This is a genomic window from Streptomyces sp. NPDC001393 (assembly GCF_053597455.1).
Map to the genome: position 1 here is coordinate 77,309 of NZ_JBSFIH010000021.1, position 18,390 is coordinate 95,698.

Below are 18,390 nucleotides of genomic sequence, written 5' to 3' on the forward strand. Positions count from 1 at the left end.
GTCGTGTGTGTCTGTCGCATTGGTCTTCATGCGTGTCTGCGGCCGGAACCGCCGTGCGATCGCCGCGAACCCAGACTGCCTCCGCCGGGCCGGACCCGCTGAGGGCTGTGGACGACCACCCCACCTGTGGAAAACCCCGCCACCCGCAGGGGTGACCCCGGCCGGCGGCGGCCCTCTTCACCCACCCGAGCCTGCCCCCGGAACACGGGCGAGGGGCCCCGGAATCACCCGGGGCCCCTCGCGTTCACGCATCGTCCGCTGCGGCTCTCACCCCACTCCGGCCCCGCTGCGCACGACGCGCCCGTACTGCTCCCGTACCTCCCGGTACCGCAACAGCTCCGCCGCCACCGGATCGAGCACCCGGGCCCGGCCGCAGCCGGCGGCCGCCTCCCGGAGCCGGCGTTCCGCCTCCTGGCCGTAGCGCCGGGCCGGGCCCCTCGCCGCCATCCGGCAGCCCCACTCCACCAGCGGTCCGCCGATGATCCCGCACACCATCAGCAGCACCGGCACCCAGAGGTTGGGCGCCATGACCCCGACGATCTGGCCGAACAGCCACAGTCCGCCCAGGACCTGCAACAGGGTCATCGCCGCCTGGACCAGCACCGCAGCCGGCCACCAGCCGGGCCGCGGTGGCCGGCCCGGCGGGAGTCCGGCCCGCGCCGCCAGTTCGTCCAGCGCCTCGGACAGCCCCTGCGACCCGCGCACGGCCGCCTCGCGCACCGCCTGTGCCCACGGCGTCGGCAGCCCGGCCGAGGCCCGCTCGGACACCGTACGGACCGCCTGTTCCACGCGCTGGCGGGCCGTGGTCTCCTCGTCGGGCTGGGCCGTGCGCACCGGGATGCGGCCCGTGGTGGACTCGCCGCGGCTCTGGTACCAGCGCCACAGCCGCAGCCAGGGCGTGCCGCAGGCCCGGTTGGCGTTGCGCAGCCAGGCGCGCTCGGCGGCCTCGCCCGCCGCGGTGGCGCCCACCGCGTCCGCGAGCCGCGCGGCGAACTCGTCGCGCGCCTCCTCGCTGAGGCCGACGCGCCGACCCGTGGCGTACATGGGCCGCAGCCCGGCCGCCGCGGCGTCCACGTCGGCCGACACCCGGCGGGCCGCCGCGCCGCGCTCCGCCACGAACTGCCCCAGCAGCTCGCGCAGTTCACCGACGCCGTTGCCGGTGAGCGCGGACAGGGCGAGCACGGTGGCGCCCGGTTCGCCGTACTCGCCGAGCGCGATCCCGTCCTCGTCCAGCAGCCGGCGCAGATCGTCCAGGACCTGGTCGGCGGCCTCCTCGGGCAGCCGGTCGACCTGGTTGAGGACGACGAACATGACCTCGGCGTGGCCGGCCATGGGCCGCAGATAGCGCTCGTGCAGTACGGCGTCGGCGTACTTCTCCGGGTCGACCACCCAGATCACCGCGTCGACCAGCTTCAGGATCCGGTCGACCTGCTTACGGTGCTCCACCGCAGCGGAGTCGTGGTCGGGCAGGTCGACCAGGACCAGCCCGCGCAACTGCGCCTCGGCCTCCGGACTCTGCAGCGGACGGCGGCGCAGCCGGCCCGGGATGCCGAGCCGGTCGATGAGGCCCGCCGCGCCGTCGCTCCAGCTGCACGCGATGGGCGCGGCCGTGGTCGGACGTCGTACGCCGGTCTCCGAAATGGCCACTCCGGCCAGGGCGTTGAACAGCTGCGACTTGCCGCTGCCGGTCGCGCCCGCGATGGCCACGACGGTGTGCCGGCCGGAGAGCTTCCGGCGGGCAGCTGCCTCGTCCAGCACCCGGCCCGCCTCGGCGAGGGTGTCGCTCTCCAGGCGGGTCCGCGAGAGGCCGACCAGCTCGCGCAGGGCGTCCAGCCGGGAACGCAGTTTGCCGTCGTACGCCAGGGGGGCCGGGGTCTGGCTGGCGGGGCCGCGGCTGCTGCTCTCCAGGGCGGAGGCCCGCTCGGCGGCGAGGGCGGCGGCCGTCGCCTCCGTGACGCGCCGGGCGATGAGGCCGTCGTCCCAGGACTCGGAGGACTCAGCGGGCTCGGCGGATTCGGCTGACTCGCGGGACGGCGGCTGCGAGGACCCCGTTCCCCCGGAAGGCCCCGCCGGCTTGGGGCGCTTGAGGGCGGCGGCGTCCGCGTCCCCGGGTGCGCGGGAGACGGGGCTCGGCGCGAACGTGGGCATGGGCGGGAGCGGCGGCCTGGGAGGGAGCGAGGGTGTTGGTGCGGGTTTGGCGACGGGGGCTGATGTGGCTTGGGGGACCTCTTCGGCGTTGGAGACGGGAATGGTCCTGGGGCCGGATTTCGCCAACGGAGTCGGTTCGGCGATCGGGGTCGGCTTGGCGGTGGGTGCCGACGTGACTTTGGGTGCCGACGTGACATTGGGTCCCGACATGACTTTGGGTGCCGACGTGACATTGGGTCCCGACATGACTTTGGGTGCCGACGTGACATTGGGTGTCGACGTGACGCCGGGTCTCGACGAGACATCGGGGATGGCCCTGGCTCCGGGGGCGGAGGCGTCCTGTGTGGGTTCGGGGAGCGGGTGCGGCAGGCAGAGCTGCGTGCCGTACCCGGTGTCGGCGTACTCGCCGTCCCCCTCGTCCGTGCCCTCGGCCTCCTCCTCGTCCCGCACGCGCGCGTGCCGCTCGATCGCCGGTCTCTCGGGACCCCAGGCGGCGACGTGCCCGCCTTCCGCCTGCTCGTCGCCGGTGCCCGCGCCGCCGGAGCGAACAGCGGGTCCGGCGAGAGCCGCGCTGCCGGGCTCGTCGAAGGCATCAGAGGCGTAGGAAGCGTTGGAGGCAGCATCGGAGATGTCGGCGACCCCGAACCCGTATGGGACGCCTTCCGCGCACTCCGCGTACTCCACGTACTCGACGCGCTCCTGCACTCGATCCACGTGCTCGATGTGTTCCACGTGCTCCACGTGCTCCACGTGCTCCACGTGCTCCACAAGCCCGGGCTCGAAGTGACCACCGCGTTCCCTGTGGCCGTTACCCGCGTCGCTGCCGTGGCTGCCGTGCTCGATGTCCCTCATGCGTCCCACGCGCCTCGTGTGGTCGATGTGATCCGTATCCGTGTTGTCCTGGTCAGTGACGGCGGTCACCGGTCACCTCTCCTTCTGCAGTACGGACAGCGCGGCGATGAGTTCGGCCTGGGGCTCGGGGTGGACGTCCAGGGCGTCGAGCGGGGCGAGGCGCCGCTCGCGTTCGGCGTGCATGACACGGTCCACGTGCTCGTTGAGCAGCCGCCCGGCCCGGTCGCGCAGCCGCAGCGCACCGTGCGCCCCGAGCCGCTCCGCGAGCCCCTCGCCCGCGCTGCGCGCCCTGCGTCCACCGAGCAGCGCAGTGGCGACCAGGGCGGCGATGAGCTCCGGGTCGGGTGCGGTGGTCCGTTCCAGGCCGCGCACCTCGTCCTCGGCGTACTCCTCCAGCTCGCGCCGCCAGCGCCGTACGGCGACACCGATGCGGTGTTCGGTGCTCTCCGCGGAGGACTCCCCGGCGGCGAGGGCCGGGTCGGCTCCGGCCGGCTCGCGCCGCCAGGCCTCGTCGATGCGCTCGTCGGCCGCGGTGACGGAGCACAGCAGCAGGGCGGCCAGGCTCGCCACGAGTGCGTCGAGGAGCTCGCCGGGGGCGCAGTCCAGGGGGAAGGCCCGCCAGCGCTTGAGGGCGTCCCCGGCGAGCACGGCGCCGGACTGGAGCCTGCCACGCACGCGCGCGTGCTCGCCGTCGTACGCGGTGTCCACGGCGGAGGTGAGCCGAAGCGCGGCCGCGTACTGGGCGGCGGCGGCGCCGGCCAGCTCGGGCAGGCGGGACCTGAGCGAGTCGAGGAGGCCGTAGGCCGTACGGGCCACGATCTGCCCCCGTGCGGCGGAGTCCTGGGTGTGCTGCGCGAGCCAGTTCTTCAGCGGCGCGACGGCGGTGGCGGGCAACAGGCCGGCGCCCCAGGCGGACTCCGGCAGCTCCGGCACGGTGAAGCGGGGTACGTCGCCGAGGCCGGCCTTGGTGAGCAGGGCGCCGTACTGCCGGGAGACCTCGGAGACGACCTGGTGGGGCACGCGGTCCAGGACGGTGACGAGGGTGGCGTCGTACTCCTTGGCGGTGCGCAGCAGGTGCCAGGGGACGGCGTCGGCGTACCGGGCGGCCGTGGTGACCATGATCCAGATGTCGGCCGCGCACATCAGCTCGGCGGCCAGGACGCGGTTGTCGGCAATCAGGGAGTCGATGTCGGGGGCATCGAGGATGCCGAGTCCGGGCGGGACGGTGTCCGCGGTCTCGACGCGCAGCACGCGCGTGGGGGGCTCGCCGGCCAGGAGGAGGTCGTCGGGGTCCTCCTGGGGCGCCCACACGCGCGTGAGCGTGGGCAGCACGCGCGTGGTGCCGAACCAGTGATGGTCCTCCGGATGGCAGACGAGCACCGGCGTCCGCGTGGTCGGCCGCAGCACCCCTGCCTCGCTCACCGGCCGGCCGACGAGCGAGTTGACGAGCGTCGACTTGCCGGCGCCGGTGGATCCGCCGACGACGGCCAGCAGCGGCGCCTCGGGGTCCCGTAGGCGGGGCACCAGGTAGTCGTCGAGTTGCGCGAGGAGTTCGTCGCGGTTGGCACGCGCGCGTGGGGCTCCCGGCAGGGGCAGCGGAAAGCGTGCGGCGGCGACACGGTCGCGCAGTGCGGAAAGTGTCTCGAGCAGCTGAGGCCGAACGTCCAAGGTCACCACATGTGAAGAATGCCCAATTTTAGGGTGATTCTGAAGCATATGGACATGTCTGCGCGCCGACAGAACAGAACGGACTCATGGGGCGACCGGGACACGAGCACAGTCCAGGCATAACGAGTGCACAACACCCGGTGCGCCGGAGGCCAAAAGCGATGCACGATTCGTACCTGCCTGCGATTATCGGGATCGCTTCACCAAACCTCCACATCGAGCCACGGAGGCGAAGCGACAGGGTCGAGGACCAGGGAGCTTTATCCTTGGTCCCGCCACCAGGCCCCCGTAGCTCAGTGGATAGAGCAGGCGCCTTCTAAGCGCTTGGCCGCAGGTTCGAGTCCTGCCGGGGGCGCCCAGCCTCAGCCCTCCCGTCGGGAGGGCTTTTTGCTGGTCAGGGTGGGTGTCACTGATCACGACGAAGCCCCGGACGCCCTCTGCCTGCGCATCGGACAGGTGCGGCGGTGGGGCGGGGCTCTTCGCCGGCCCCTGGAATCCGGCCCCCGGAATCCCCCGGAATATCGCCTGCTCACCGGGTGTCAGACCCTCCGGGTGGGGGATGGAGGCTTCTCCCGTCCGGGAACGGCGATGGATGTCCGGGAGGAGAGACGACGTGCGACTTCGCTGTGCGGTGCTGGACGACTTCCAGGGTGTGGCCACCGAGTTGGCCGATTGGTCGGTGATCGAGGACCAGGTGGAGGTCGTCTCGCTGCGAGAGCACCTGGACGGCGAGGACGCCCTCGCCTCGGCGCTCGCGGACTACGACATCGTCGTCACTCTGCGTGAACGCGTCCCCTTCCCCGGCTCCCTGCTCGCCCGCCTGCCCCGGCTGAAGCTCCTCATCGCCTCCGGCATGAGCAACACCGTCATCGACTACGCCGCGGCCGAGGCCCACGGCGTCACCGTGTGCGGCACGGAGAGCTCGGGCACCCCGCCGGTCGAGCTGACCTGGGCGCTGCTGCTCGGGCTGGCCCGCGGGATCGTCGAGGAGAGTACCGCGCTGCGCACGAACGGCCCCTGGCAGTCGGCCGTCGGCGCCGACCTTCACGGCCGTCGGCTGGGTCTGCTCGGACTCGGCCGGATCGGCAGCCGGGTGGCCAGGGTCGGGCTCGCCTTCGGCATGCGGGTCAGCGCCTGGACCCCGGGGCTCACCAAGGAGCGCGCCGAGGAGGCGGGCGTCGAACTCGCCGCTTCCAAGGAGGAGTTGATTGCCGAGAGCGACTTCGTATCCGTGCACACGGCTGCCGGCGCGAGCACCCGGGGACTCGTCGGCGCCGCCGAACTCGCCCTGATGAAACCGACCGCCTATCTCATCAACACCTCCCGGGCTGCCGTCGTGGACCAGGACGCCCTGCTGGCCGCGCTGCACGAGGGCCGGATCGCGGGTGCCGCCGTGGACGTCTTCGACATCGAGCCACTGCCCGCCGGCCACCCGATGCGCACCGCGCCCCGCCTCCTCGCCACACCCCACCTCGGTTACGTCTCGCACGCCAACTACACGACGTACTACCGCCAGGCGGTGGAGGACATCCAGGCCTACCTGGCCGGGTCCCCGATACGGCTCCTGTCCTGAGACCCCGGCGAAAGCCCCCAGCGAAAGCCCCCAGCGAGCCGGCGCACGCCGTCGGCCACCGTTACATCGGGTAAATGCCGTTACGGGAAACCGTCATGGCACAATATGACTTTCCCATCAATCCGACACCCGGCCATCAGAACCGGCCGCAACGGGCACGTGTCCACGTGACGTGATCTACTGCCCCTGATCGCCGCCCTGAACGCACAGGACATGCGAACGGCAAGCGGTCGGGCGGAGGAGGTCCGGCGCATGAGGTCGACGAGCGCGTCGTGGCGCTGATGATGGCCGGGATGGTGTTGTCGGGGTGTCAGGGATCCGCCACCACGCCCCACGGACACCGTCATGACAGGGCGATGCGGAGCGACGGGATCGTCCAGGACGGCCTCACGCCGTCCGGCACACAGCCGGGGACCGCGGTGGCCGCCACCGTACGGCTGCACGCGGCCACCTGCATCACGGTCAAAAAGGTGGGCGTGGCGGTCGAGGACGGACTCGGAGAACACCTCGACTACCCCGGCGTGGCCGAGATCGCCCGGATCTGTCCCGACGGCTTCGCCTTCACCACCCGGCCCCGCGCCTTCCGCGCGGGCACCTGCACCCAGTACGCCTATTACGTGGACGAGACCGGCAACCACCCTCTGAGAAAGACCAAGCTCCGGGTAATCGCCCCTAGCCAGAACGCGGATCCCGCCGCGGGGAAGAGACTCGCCTGGGCGGAGGACTTCACCGCACCCTTCACATGGGGTGACCGCTGGACCCGCGATACCAGTTCCGCCTATGAATACGGAACCCACAACCCCCGGTACTCCAAGCTGGACTGGGTGAATCCCGAGAACGTGCGGATCGCCGAGGGCACGGCGACGTTCACCGCCCGACCCGGCCCGCACACCCTGGAGAACGGCCGGCGGGCCTGGGAGACCGGGCCGATCACCACGGAGGGGTCCCGGGAGGGATTCCGTCTGCAGCCCGGCGACTACCTCGAGACGCGGGTGAAGCTGCCCTCCGCCGTCGGCGCCTGGCCGGCGGTGTGGACCTGGGTCGACGGCGGCCAGGAGATCGACGTATTCGAGTATCACCCCGACGCCCGGACCTCCTGGAGATGGCGAACCATGTCCGGGAGGCCGCCAATTACGACGTCATCAGTCCTCCGGGCAGCCGGGACTGGACGCGTGTGGGGGTGCGGCTGGGCAGCGATTCCGTCGACTGGTACGTCGACGGCGTCCTTGTCTACGAGGACGGGCGCGGAGTCGGCCCGGGCTGGTCGGCCTACCTGAACGTCAACCTCTCGATTTCCTCGGGTGGCCTCCACCCCGCCCCGCGCACCAACGAGCCGATCACCTTCAGCGCCGATTACGTGCACGTCTTCCGGTGAGCGGGGGTCCGCGCCGGCTTCCGCGTCAGCTGCCGACAGGGGTCCGGGGGGGCGCTGGGGCGGCGCATCGGCCGGGGGCTGAGGGACGCCGGCCGCCGCGCGATGTCCAGGGGTAGTTGGGACGCGCCTGCGCGGTGGGCGCGGTTGCGGCGGGCGTGTCCGTCCGTGACGCCGCTGCCAGAACTGTGCGCAGGCGCGGCGAGTTGGTGGTCGCGGCCGCGCTCGTGCGCGTGCGCCACCCGCCATCGGCGTCGACGTCCGCCCGGCCGCCTCCTCGCCCAGGAGCGCGTCGCAGAAATCGGTGAGGGCACCACCGACGGCAGCCCGCGCCCACGCCTCCGCCGACGCATCCCGCGACACCCTCGCCGGCCAGGCCCGTGACGCCCTGATCGACGTCGGCGCGGTCCGCGCCACCGACCTGGCTGCTCCAAGTGCCTGGAGCGGCCTGAACTCCTGACGCGGGCAAGGACATCAATCCGCGGCGGTGGTCCGCGATGCGTCGTACGGGTGTTCTTGCCCCGGCGACGGAATGGGCCGCGGTATGTCGCAGCCGTTCCGCGGCACCGGGCACTCCTACATTTCTGATGCACCTGTCACATTATTTGCTTCTAATTCGGGAGGAGTAGTGCTTTGGTAGGAGTAGCCCAGGCGCTGAGCGGTGCCGAAGGCTCGGCGGTGACCTCACCGCCTCCGCTCACCGGCGAGACCCGCGTCGAGCGTTCCGCCGGCGCCCGCGCCAAGCGCACGCTCGACGTCGCGCTCTCCGCGCTTCTGCTGATCGCCTTTCTTCCTCTGATGGCGCTCATCGCTCTCGCCGTGGCCGTCAGCAGTGCGGGACCCGTCATCTACCGGCAGGCACGGGACGGCATCGGGCAACGGCCCTTCACCATGCTGAAGTTCCGTACGATGTACCACAATTCGACCGTCGACGTGGCGGCGCTGCTGCTGGCCGACGGCAGCGAGATGTCCATCTGCACCAAGCCACGGCACGATCCGCGCATCACGCCGGTCGGCCGCTTCCTGCGCAAGACCTCGCTGGACGAACTCCCTCAGCTGATCAACGTGCTGCGGGGCGACATGTCGCTGGTGGGACCGCGCCCCAACGTGCGCCCCGAGAACCAGCTGCTGCGCCCGGAGCACCGGGCCAGGCGCCTGTCCGTCAAGCCGGGCATGACGGGGCTGTGGCAGGTCTCGGGCCGCTCCAGCACCACGGCCGACGAGGCGATCCGGCTCGACCTGCGGTACGTCGACCACTGGAGCGTGCGGTTGGACCTGCTGATCCTCCTGCGTACGCTGCCCGCCGTGCTGAGAACCAGCAATGCCCGGTGACCCGCGCGGCGCGCCGAGGAACGGCGGGCGGCCCGCCGTCCTGCATGTCGCGGAGGCGTGGGGCGGCGGGGTGCAGACGGCGGTCTGCGACTATGTGCGGTCCGTTCCGGAGGTACGGCACCTGCTGCTGATGTCCGAGCGCCCCGGCTGCCAGGTCGCCGACACGGACGCGCTCTTCGACGGCGTCTGGCGGATGCCGCCCGGCCATGTCGCGCGCGTCCGCGCAGTGGGCCGGCTCTTCCGTGAGCTGCGGCCGGACGTGGTCCACGCGCACTCCTCCCTGGCGGGGGGTTATGTGCGCCTCGCCCCGACCGTGCCTACGGACCGTATCGTCTACACCCCGCACTGCTACGCGATGGAGCGCGGCGACCTCGCGCGGTACGCGGCGGCGGCGGTGCAGGCGGTCGAGCGTGTGCTGTCCCGGCGTACGGGCACCGTGGCGGGTGTCAGCCCCCGTGAGGTCGAGCTCGCCCGCTCGCTGCGCAAACGCCAGCGAGCCGTCCACGTACCCAACCTGGTGCCCCGTCAGGAGGCTGCGACGGCCCTCCCGCCGCAGCCGGGGACGGACTGCGAGGTGCGCACCGGTGACGGCAACGGGCTGCCGCCGCGGACGGTTGCCGCCGTCGGCAGGCTGTGCCCGCAGAAGGACCCCGCCTTCTTCGCGGAGGCGGCGGCCGAAGGGCGGCGGCTGATGCCGTCGAGCAACTGGATCTGGCTCGGCGGCGGCGAATCCGCCCACCGCGCGCCGCTGGAGCGGGCCGGCGTGACGGTCACCGGCTGGCTGGACCACCGCTCGTTGCAGCGACTGCTCGGCCAGGCGGACGTGTACGCGCACACCGCGCTGTGGGAAGGGGCGCCGATGACGCTCCTGGAGGCGGTGGGGCTGGGGCGGCCGGTGGTGGCGCGGCGCATCCCGGCCCTGGAGTCCCTGGGCCTGACCGGTCTGGTCGACACGCCGCGGGACCTGGCGGCGGCGGCCGTCGCCGTGCTGACCCGCGGTCCCGGCGAGCAGACCGACGCGCGGCTGGACCGGCTGTTCGCCGAGCACACCCCGGAACGGCAGCGCATGATGCTGCGGTACGCGTACGGGCAATGACCGATGCCGGCCGTGCACCGGACGGTGCTACGGCGGGACGCAGCGGAGCGCCGGACTCCTCCCGCGGTCGCGGGAGGAGTCCGGCGCTTTCCCTGCCGGTGCGGGCGACCGGGTCAGAGCGCCTTGCTGTTGCACCCCATGTCCGAACCGAGGTGGCTCTGCTGCGCACCCGGCGACCCTTCGCCGTTCAGCAGGTTGCCCGCCAGGCCGTTGACGGCGCCGACCTCGCCGAGCACATCGATGTTCATGTCGTGCGAGCGGCACTCGATGCCCTGGGTGACGTCGAGATCGTCATGGCCCGGCTCACCGTGGGCGAAGGCCGTGTTGAGGCCGAGCGTACCGACGCTGCCGAGGACGGCAGCACCCACGAGGACGGCCTTGTGGAACTTGCGCATTACTTCTCCGTTGGTCGAGCGGATGCGATCTGGGCGTCAGGAGCGGCAGATCGAGTGGGGGCGGCGGACATCGCTGCGAGCGGTCAGCCGAGTCGGGGCAGGCCCAGTGAGCCGACAGGAGGCGCCGCGACCTGTCCGAGGCCGAGCCCGGGAACCTGCGGTGTGTCGGTCGGCGCGACCAGCGGGTTGACCAGCGGGTTCACCTGGGGGTTCACCGACGGGTTCACCTGCGGGGCGACATGCGGCGGGCCGTCCGCCGCGCCGAAGGTCTGGGGCATGGCGACCTGCGGGGCGACCCGCGGCATGACCTCCGGCGCCGACTGCGGGCTGACCTGCGGCACGACCTGCGGCGCCGACTGCTGGGGGGCGGCGGCCTGCTGCGGGGCGTACGACGGGCCGGAGGCCTGCGCGGCCCCTCCCGACGAGGCCGAGGCGGAGGCGATGGCGGTGTGCTCCTGCGGCGGCGCCGGGGGCGGCGGCGGAGGGGCCTGCATCATCGGCGGGGAGTACGGCTGCGGAGCGGTGGCCTGGGCGTTACCCATCGAGCGGGACACCGCCTCGGCCTGCGGACCGCTCGGCTGCGGCGCCGCGTACTGAGGAGCCGCGTACTGCGGCGGCGCGTACTGCGGCGGCGCGTACTGGGGCTGGGGGTACTGGGGCGCCGCGTACTGCGGCGGCGCGTACTGCGGCGGCGCGTACTGGGGCGGCGGGTACTGCGGCGCCGCGTACATCGGTGCGGGGTACTCGGGAGCCGATGCTGGAGCGGCACCGCTGTACCCCGCGGGATAGTCGGCGGCCTGGCTGACGCCGGCGCCGATGGCGGACAGACCGCCGGCCGCTGCTGCGACGAGCGCGGCCTTGTGAAGCTTGCGCATGGAACCCTCGGCCCTTCAAATACCTGTACAGGGAAATCCGTTGTATTCGGTGCGGTCTCACGTGCGCACAGTCTGATGTTCGTACTGCACCACCGCGGCGATAACTTGCGGGCTGCACGCGGACTTTCGGCGGAGCCGGCAGCGAATTCCCGTGTCCTCCGTGATCCATGATCGCTGCCCTCTCCCTGCTGGCAACGACTTCTCCCCCGCCCCGGTCACGGGACCCGAATCCGCGTCACCCATTTGCCATTGACCGGCGGATGCGCCGGACCAGGATGACAGAGGGGCCCGGAACGCGATGTCGGGGCACACGGGGCCTGGGGCAAATGGGTGACCAGGGCCCGGAATCCGTATCCGTTCCGCCGCTTCCCTCGTTCCCCACTGGGCCAGGGCGATGGTCCGTCGCAGCCGTACAGGGCAGCAGGAAACAGCAACACCGACACCAACTCGTCAGCATTTCCCATACGTTCCGTACACAGGTCAATGAAGGGCCGAGGGTTTCATGCGCAAGCTTCACAGGGTCGCGCTCGTCGTCGCCGCAGCCGGCGGTCTGTCCGCCGTCGGCGCGGGCCCGAGCGACGCCGCTCCCGTCTACGGCGGTGGTGCTCCGCTCCCCTATTCGCAGCCGGACGCACAGGCGGCCTCGGCGACCTCCTCCCAGGCCAGTGTGCAGTCCTACGGCGCACCGACGGCCCCGCAGCGGGGTGCTGACGTCACCCCGCAGGTGAACCCGACCCTGAGCCCGCAGATCAACCCGCAGATCTCCCCTCAGGCGACCCCCGGTTCGGGAGGCGGCCTGGCGGGCCAGACCAACCTCTTCCGTCCGTCCCAGGAGTGCAGCCCGCAGTCCCTGCTCAACGCGGCCGTCCCGGTCGCCCTGCTCGCCGCGTCCGAGACGCACGGCATCGAGTGCACGCAGGCCAACTACCAGTCCAACGCGCTCGCTCACGCCAGCGCGCACTAGGACCACCGGGCGGCCGCAGGCCGACGCCCCCTACGGGCCCTTCGAGGAGCACCCTCGAGGGGCCCGTCGGTATGCGTACGGCTTTCGGGTGCTTTCACGTGGAGATCAAGAAACCGGCGCGTCGCTGTCCGCTTTGGGTTATTTCCTATTAATCTCCGTGACTGTAAGAAAGCGATCTGCGACAGATCGTGATCACCTTCACTCCACCGGAGAAGACATGCACAAGCTTCGCAAGGCCGCCGTTCTGATCGCCGCCGTCAGCAGCATCGGGCTCGTGGGCGGCACCGCCCACGCCGGCGGCCAGGAAGGCGGCGGCAAGGGCGGCGAGGGTGGCCGCTTCAGCGTCCTGCAGAGCTCCAACTGCAAGTCGCACGACCTGAACCTGGACGTCCTCGGCGAGGTCGGCATCCTCAACGGCCTGCTGGGCAACGCGCTCAACGGCGAGGGTGACCCGGGCGCCCAGGCCACGCACATCGGCTCGACCATGGGCTGCAACAACAGCGCCTTCTAAGCTTCCGTCGCATCAGCGACAAAGCAGAAAATAGTCCCGGCATCGAGCCCCAGGCCCGATGCCGGGCCTTTTTGTGCGTCTGTGAGCATTCAGGGTGACAAGAATTCGGAATTCGGCGCGTCGCTGGTTGCCCTCGGATATTTCCTATTAGCCTCCATTACCGCACGAAGTCGATCTCTCACGGATCGCATCCACTTCACTTTCCACCGGAGAAGACATGCACAAGCTGCGCAAGGCTGCCGTCCTGGTCGCCGCCCTCGGGAGCGTCGGACTCCTGAGTGCCGGCGCCGCCCACGCCGATCAGGGCTGGGGCAAGGGCGGCAACGGTCCCCGCTTCAGCGTCCTGCAGAGCACCAGCTGCAGGTCCCACGACCTCAACGCCGACGTCCTCGGCGAGGTCGGCATCGCCAACGGTCTGGGCGGCAACCTGCTGAACGGCGAGGGCAACGCCGGCGCCCAGGCGTCGAACCTCGGCTCGTCCATGGGCTGCAACAACAGCGTCGGCAAGTAGGCCGGGCTTTCGTCCCCGGTACCCCGGCAACAGGCCGGGGTACCGGGGACTTTCATGTCACCGGCCGGCTCTCTCCCCCAGGGAACGAAACAGCCGACCAGAAAAGCAAAATGCCGGACCGGGTGCGATCCCGGTCCGGCATGTGCCGGTCGCGCATCAGAACCCGAAGTGCAGCTTGTCGAACCGAGGCTTCTTGAAGCCCTTGGGCAGCTTCACATGGTTGGAGCAGTCCACCGCCTGCCCGACGTGCGCGGATCCGCCGTCCAGCAGTGAGCCGTCGGGAAACACCACGCGCGGCCGGTCGGCCGTCAGGCAGTCCTGCGTCTGGTCGATGACGTGCTTGCCGTGCTCGTTGGTGCGGGTGTCGCTCTTGCGCATGCAGACGACGCCGCCGCTGGCGGTGGTCCTGCACTCGCCGCCGGGTTCGCCGGCGTACGCGTGTGCGGCACCGGCGCAGAGCACGGCGATGCTTCCGACGAGCCCCGAGATGGTCGCGGCCTTCTGTCGAGTGATCATGTGTTGCGTTCCTTTGCAATTGAGTGCAGGAGGCTGGCCGGCGCCGGTAATTGGCGCAGCCCGGACGCGCTCCCTGAGGGATCTGCCGCGCGTCCGGGCTGCCTACGCATGGGGGGTGTTACTCAGCACACCGGTGAACAAGCCGAGTTGGTCCGGGACAGGAAGCTCCAGTTCCAGCGATGTGCCAGTCGTCGTGAATTACTGGGCGTCGCTCGGAGCGGCGTACTGGCCGTAGCCCTCCTCGGGCGCGGCGTCCCTGTGCTCGCCACCCTTTTCGCCGGTGTTGTAACCGCCCCATGTGGCCACGGCGTTGGCCGACGAGTTGGCCACGGCGGTGATCGTCGGAGGCTCGGTGTCGTGGTCCTGGCCGCCGGCGAAGCTGACGCCGATGCCGAGGGTGGACAGCCCCGCAACCGCTGCCATCACGACCGCAGCACGCTGAAACTTACGCATGGTTTGACCCTTTCTTAACCCGGGCGGACAGCCCTGGTTTTGACTACGTGCTGTGAGCTTATACACACATTCCGTAGCAATTTGGGATCTTCGCCCCATACGTCGTGTCGGCTCATCACATGGCATCGGCCACCGGGTTCCGCCCCGATAATCAGACCAGACCGGCAAACTCCCCGTTTCCGTCAGCCTTGTCGGGCGCTCCCGACGTCGTGTTGGAACAGGTCACCTGGGGCCCGATCTTCACCGACCCGCCCCCCAGGGCGGCGGGCACGGTGAAGGGCTGCGTCGGCAGGCAGTTCTCGTAGTGGGGGATCTGGCCGTCCTCGGGAATCTCACCCTGGATCCGCTGGACGCAGCTGACGTTGCCCAGGATGTCGCGCGTGCAGGTACCCGGTCCCGCCGCGGTATGCGCCTGGGCCACGCCGGCGCAGGTCACGGCGAGACCGCCGATGAGCCCCGAGACGGCCGCGATCTTCTTCGTGCTGAACATGGCTTGCGTTTCCTTTGTGAGGGGCGCCGGGCACCGTGCGCCGCCAACCAGCCGGGCGTGAAGGGAACCCCTCGGGGAGTGACCCGAAGGGTTCCGCGGAAGGCGTCGTACAGCAGGACGCCGTCGACCTCAGTGGCCGGTGAAAGCGTTGTTGAACTGGCCGCAGGTGGTGTCCAGGGTCTGGGCAAGCCCGAGCACGCCGATCGGGAGATCGTTCTCGGCCACCGTCTGCGGGCTGCACTCCTGGTAGGGACGGTAGAGGTCGTTCACCTCAAGACCGCCGTGAGCGTAGGCGGTACCGGCGCCGGCACCGACGGCGGAGAGACCGCCGGCCGCCGCGACTGCTGCGATCACGACCTGCTGAAGCTTGCGCATGGAACCCTCGGTTCTTCATTGCTTGACGTCGAGGCTGATTGCCTACCGTGACTTGGTGAACACTACCAGTAGCCAAGTGCCGTATTCCACTTTGGCGGATATCCGTGTCTAAAAGGGGACATGAGCGCACGGGCTCTTCCGGGATACGACAACTGCCGTCGGAGCGCCGCGGATTGGCATCGGGCGTCCCAACGGGAACGGGAGAAAAGGCAGTTGTCCGGGGGCCGGAATCACGCCCCGCCCCGGTATTACGAAAAGGTCGGTTCCACTGCCCGATGACAGCGGCCCGTCGGCACGGACACCACGAGGTCCCGCAACCCCTCGATGTACCGGCGCATGTTCTTGTACGCGACGTCGGTGTCCGGGTAGCGGCAGGCGAACCACAGCCCCTCGTGCAGCCTGGTGACCCAGGCGCACACCTGGTCGCCGTACGACACCCGGATCAGCCCGTACGCCTTCTGCTCGGTCCAGTGGGCCGAGCCGGGGACGAGGCGGGCGTCCGTGTACGAGACGATCGAGTACATGTCGGGCGAGGTCGGGCGGAAGTCCGCGCCGAGCAGGCGCAGTACCCGGGCCAGCGGGATGCGCGCCAGCGACCGGTTGGCCTGCAACTCGGCGCGGACCGCGGCGAGCGCGCCGTCGAAGTCCCCGGTCGTCGGCACCTCGATCGGTGCGCCGCCGACGTACCAGCCCACGGAGTCCGACCACGCCGACTTCACCCGGGTGTGGAACGGCACGACCGTGCGGTAGACCGGCTGCCCGCCGAGCTGGTGCACGAGCAGGCTGGTCGCGGCCAGCACGCCCACCATGCTGCCGCCGTGGGGCCGGCAGTACGCCTCGAACGCGGCGGCGGCCTCCGCGTCGACGAGCGGCTCGCGCAGGAGCTTCTGGGTGGGCAGTGCGTCACCGGGCCGCACCCCGAGGTCGACGGGGAAGTCCGGGAGCTTCCCGCCGCACCGGCCGATGAACTCCCGCCAGCGCGCGACGATCGCGTGGGTGCCGTCGATGTCGTCGGCGTTCGCCCGTTCCTGCTCGCAGAAGTCGACGTAACTGCCCACCCGCGTACCGGCCGTGGACCGGCCCGTGGTGCCCGCCAGGTACAACTCGTGGATCTCGTCCGGGATGCGGTAGAGGGAGTAGGCGTCGACGTTGGTGTGGTCGAACGCCAGGTACACGCTGGTGGAATCGTCGCGTACGACGGCCGCGTAGATGAGGTTCGGCCAGCCGAGCGCGTCCGCCGCGACGTCGAACCGGTCCTGCAGGTAGCGGACCAGTGTGTCCGCGTCGGAGAAGTCACCGACCACCTCGCGGCGCAGCGTCACGTCGTCCTCGTCGAGCGTGAACCGGTGCATGTCCTCACCGGCCCACCTGAAGCCGCTGCGCAGCGTCTCGTGCCGCAGCGTCCAGCCGCGCAACGCCTGTTCCAGCGCGTCGAGATCGGCTCGGCCCGGCAGATCGAACGCCGTACCGATCCAGGTCGGCACGAACAGACCGTCGTCGCGCACCGAGCGCGCGGTTCTGATGTGCGACTCCTGGATGTACGCCGGCGGCCGCGGGTCGGGGGGCAGCGCTGCCGCGGCCGCGACCGTCGCCGGGCTGTACGTCCACTCGACGAGGCGTCCGGGCCGGACTTCGCAGCGCTGAATGTCAGAAATTCGCACGGGGGCGTCTCCTTCGCAGAAGACTCAGACTTGATCACGGGGAGGCCGCGCGCGAGCGGCGGTTGCCGTGTCGCCGGTTTTTCAGCGGGACGTGTGAGGGCTCGAACGGCGAAGCGAGCGGCGCCGGTTCAGGGCACCCGGGGAAGAGAGCCGCACCTGGCGCGGCGGAGCCCTTCCCGTGGCGCGCGTCCGGAGCCGGCCTCACTCGTACCGGTAGATCCCGCTCAGGTCCTCCAGTTCGTCGGGCGTCACGTCCCACGGCGGCATCCGCTCGTACCGGGCCACGACCCGGTCGTACTGGGCGTCGTCCTCGCCGGGCGGGTCGGCCGGGAGGTAGTGGTGGCCCCGGTGCCGCTGCTGCCAGCGGGTCCACTGCAGGTCGACGAAGGAGTGATGCAGCCAGAAGACCGGGTCGTTGACGGCGGCGCCGCCGAGCATCATCCCGCCGATCCAGCGGTGCACCCGGTTGTGGTTGCGCCAGGAGACACTGCCCCGGCCCGGCCCCCAGCCCTCCAGCTTGTTGCGGAAACCCCTGCGCACCGTCGAGTCCCAGGGCGCGGCGTCGTAGACGGGATCGGCCAGCGCCGACTCCAGGTCCGGGCCGGTCGGCAGCTGGATCGGGCTGCGGGGGTGGCCGAGGTCGCGGGTGAGGTAGTGCACGTCGGTCACGTTCTCGGTGATCTTCCAGTGGCCCGCACTGTAGGCGAACGGGCCGGTCGTCACCTGCTTGTCCGAGCGCCGCCCGTTGCCGCCCATCAGGTCGTCGGTCCACGGCAGCGAGGTGGCCGAGCGGTCGCGGGTCCAGTCCCAGTACGGCACCGTCACCGACTCGTCCACCCGGCGCAGCGCCCGCTCCAGCTCCAGCACGAGCTTGCGGTGCCAGGGCAGGAAGGACGGCGCCATGTGGGCGGTGCGCAGGCCGCGTTCACCGTCGGGGGCGTTGTACTCCATGTGCATCCGCACGAACTCGTCGTACTCGCCGCGCCGTTTGACCGCCAGCAGGGCTTCCACGAACCGTCGCCGCTCGGTGCGGGTGAGTCTGCTGACGTTCTTACGCGTGTACGTCATGCCCGCCTCCTTCGTGCATCGGCATCCCGCCCATCGGTCCCGGTGCCAGGTCGCGCAGTTGCTCCTCGGGCCCCAGCTCGTCGACCGCCCCGCGGGCCGCGGCGAGCGGGGTCGGGTACGAGCGGTAGTGGTCGACCATGCTCAGCCAGCTGCCGTCGGCGCGGCGCATCAGATGGAGCGGGCGGCCATCGATGGTGACCTCCCACTGACCGGCGGCGGCCCGGTGGCCGGTGTGGTTCTCGACGCCGCGGATGTGGCGCCCGCGGTAGGTCTCGTCGAAGGCACCGGCCTGCCGGTCGTCGTCCGGGACGCTCGGGGACCGCTCGCAGGCCACGGCCGCCGGGACGAACGCGACGCCGACGGCCGAGCCGAGCAGCCTGCGCGTCACCTCCCGCCGGGTGCTCCGCCCTGGCCGCGCTCCGCCCGCGACCGGCGTTCCGCGCTGCCCGTTCGCCGGGGCCGCGCCGACCTCTGGAATCATTGCTCACTCCTCGTCCGGTCAGGTGTCCGAAGCGGTAACCGCCGGACTG

The 18,390-nt window shown here is 70.9% G+C and carries 19 protein-coding genes and 1 tRNA gene; 9 read left to right on the top strand and 11 right to left on the bottom strand.

Features of this window, described 5'->3' with window-relative positions:
* Positions 1–267: 267 nt before the first annotated feature.
* Together ACWC2T_RS22875 and ACWC2T_RS22880 are read right to left on the bottom strand one after the other, a co-directional pair.
* On the bottom strand, positions 268–2,148 hold the full coding sequence (locus tag ACWC2T_RS22875) for a GTPase (RefSeq protein WP_450672244.1): 1,881 nt from the start codon (positions 2,146–2,148) through the stop codon (positions 268–270).
* Between the two features lie 924 nt (positions 2,149–3,072).
* Positions 3,073–4,677: a dynamin family protein gene (locus ACWC2T_RS22880; protein WP_450672188.1), complete on the bottom strand. Its 1,605-nt coding sequence runs from the start codon at positions 4,675–4,677 to the stop codon at positions 3,073–3,075.
* A 273-nt stretch (positions 4,678–4,950) separates the two neighbouring features.
* On the opposite strand from ACWC2T_RS22880, the gene ACWC2T_RS22885 reads away from it, so the two are divergent.
* The 6 genes from ACWC2T_RS22885 (at position 4,951) to ACWC2T_RS22910 (ending at position 10,041) form a co-directional block, all read left to right on the top strand.
* Positions 4,951–5,023, top strand: a tRNA-Arg gene (locus ACWC2T_RS22885).
* Positions 5,024–5,281: 258 nt separating this feature from the next.
* Positions 5,282–6,241 carry a D-2-hydroxyacid dehydrogenase family protein gene (locus ACWC2T_RS22890; protein ID WP_450672189.1) on the top strand — a complete coding sequence of 320 codons (960 nt, stop codon included), beginning with the start codon at positions 5,282–5,284 and terminating at the stop codon, positions 6,239–6,241.
* Positions 6,242–6,597: 356 nt separating this feature from the next.
* The gene (locus tag ACWC2T_RS22895; RefSeq protein ID WP_450672190.1) at positions 6,598–7,518 is read left to right on the top strand and encodes a glycoside hydrolase family 16 protein; all 921 of its coding nucleotides are present in this window, start codon (positions 6,598–6,600) and stop codon (positions 7,516–7,518) included.
* Positions 7,519–7,917: 399 nt separating this feature from the next.
* A complete protein-coding gene (locus ACWC2T_RS22900) occupies positions 7,918–8,073 on the top strand; it encodes a hypothetical protein (protein WP_450672191.1) in 156 nt (51 codons plus the stop codon).
* Between the two features lie 173 nt (positions 8,074–8,246).
* A complete protein-coding gene (locus ACWC2T_RS22905; RefSeq protein ID WP_450672192.1) occupies positions 8,247–8,945 on the top strand; it encodes a sugar transferase in 699 nt (232 codons plus the stop codon).
* Positions 8,935–10,041, top strand: coding sequence for a glycosyltransferase family 4 protein (locus ACWC2T_RS22910; protein WP_450672193.1), 1,107 nt, complete (start codon positions 8,935–8,937; stop codon positions 10,039–10,041). Before ACWC2T_RS22905 ends, ACWC2T_RS22910 begins: the two co-directional genes overlap by 11 nt.
* 113 nt (positions 10,042–10,154) lie before the next feature.
* Here the strand turns inward: ACWC2T_RS22910 and ACWC2T_RS22915 are convergent, their stop codons facing one another.
* Positions 10,155–10,436 carry a hypothetical protein gene (locus ACWC2T_RS22915; RefSeq protein ID WP_351212988.1) on the bottom strand — a complete coding sequence of 94 codons (282 nt, stop codon included), beginning with the start codon at positions 10,434–10,436 and terminating at the stop codon, positions 10,155–10,157.
* A gap of 83 nt (positions 10,437–10,519) precedes the next feature.
* Positions 10,520–11,311, bottom strand: coding sequence for a hypothetical protein (locus ACWC2T_RS22920; protein WP_450672194.1), 792 nt, complete (start codon positions 11,309–11,311; stop codon positions 10,520–10,522).
* Between the two features lie 502 nt (positions 11,312–11,813).
* Here ACWC2T_RS22920 and ACWC2T_RS22925 point away from each other — a divergent pair.
* The 3 genes from ACWC2T_RS22925 (at position 11,814) to ACWC2T_RS22935 (ending at position 13,297) form a co-directional block, all read left to right on the top strand.
* The gene (locus ACWC2T_RS22925; protein WP_450672195.1) at positions 11,814–12,275 is read left to right on the top strand and encodes a hypothetical protein; all 462 of its coding nucleotides are present in this window, start codon (positions 11,814–11,816) and stop codon (positions 12,273–12,275) included.
* Positions 12,276–12,492: 217 nt separating this feature from the next.
* Positions 12,493–12,786: a hypothetical protein gene (locus ACWC2T_RS22930; RefSeq protein ID WP_055705018.1), complete on the top strand. Its 294-nt coding sequence runs from the start codon at positions 12,493–12,495 to the stop codon at positions 12,784–12,786.
* Between the two features lie 217 nt (positions 12,787–13,003).
* A complete protein-coding gene (locus tag ACWC2T_RS22935; RefSeq protein WP_450672196.1) occupies positions 13,004–13,297 on the top strand; it encodes a hypothetical protein in 294 nt (97 codons plus the stop codon).
* Positions 13,298–13,453: 156 nt separating this feature from the next.
* Here the strand turns inward: ACWC2T_RS22935 and ACWC2T_RS22940 are convergent, their stop codons facing one another.
* The 7 genes from ACWC2T_RS22940 to ACWC2T_RS22970 form a co-directional block, all read right to left on the bottom strand.
* Positions 13,454–13,813, bottom strand: a complete 360-nt coding sequence (locus ACWC2T_RS22940) for a hypothetical protein (RefSeq protein WP_450672197.1) — start codon at positions 13,811–13,813, stop codon at positions 13,454–13,456.
* A gap of 198 nt (positions 13,814–14,011) precedes the next feature.
* Entirely contained in the window at positions 14,012–14,266 is a 255-nt protein-coding gene (locus tag ACWC2T_RS22945; protein ID WP_450672198.1) for a hypothetical protein, read from the bottom strand.
* Between the two features lie 151 nt (positions 14,267–14,417).
* Positions 14,418–14,756 (bottom strand): hypothetical protein, encoded by a 339-nt coding sequence (locus ACWC2T_RS22950; protein ID WP_450672199.1) that lies wholly within the window; start codon positions 14,754–14,756, stop codon positions 14,418–14,420.
* Between the two features lie 129 nt (positions 14,757–14,885).
* Positions 14,886–15,131, bottom strand: coding sequence for a hypothetical protein (locus ACWC2T_RS22955; protein WP_351213002.1), 246 nt, complete (start codon positions 15,129–15,131; stop codon positions 14,886–14,888).
* A gap of 248 nt (positions 15,132–15,379) precedes the next feature.
* Entirely contained in the window at positions 15,380–16,792 is a 1,413-nt protein-coding gene (locus tag ACWC2T_RS22960; RefSeq protein WP_450672200.1) for a condensation domain-containing protein, read from the bottom strand.
* 201 nt (positions 16,793–16,993) lie between these two features.
* A complete protein-coding gene (locus ACWC2T_RS22965) occupies positions 16,994–17,860 on the bottom strand; it encodes a tyrosinase family protein (protein ID WP_450672201.1) in 867 nt (288 codons plus the stop codon).
* Positions 17,844–18,341 (bottom strand): tyrosinase family oxidase copper chaperone, encoded by a 498-nt coding sequence (locus ACWC2T_RS22970; protein ID WP_450672202.1) that lies wholly within the window; start codon positions 18,339–18,341, stop codon positions 17,844–17,846. The genes ACWC2T_RS22965 and ACWC2T_RS22970 overlap by 17 nt, the downstream gene beginning before the upstream one ends.
* Positions 18,342–18,390: the final 49 nt, after the last annotated feature.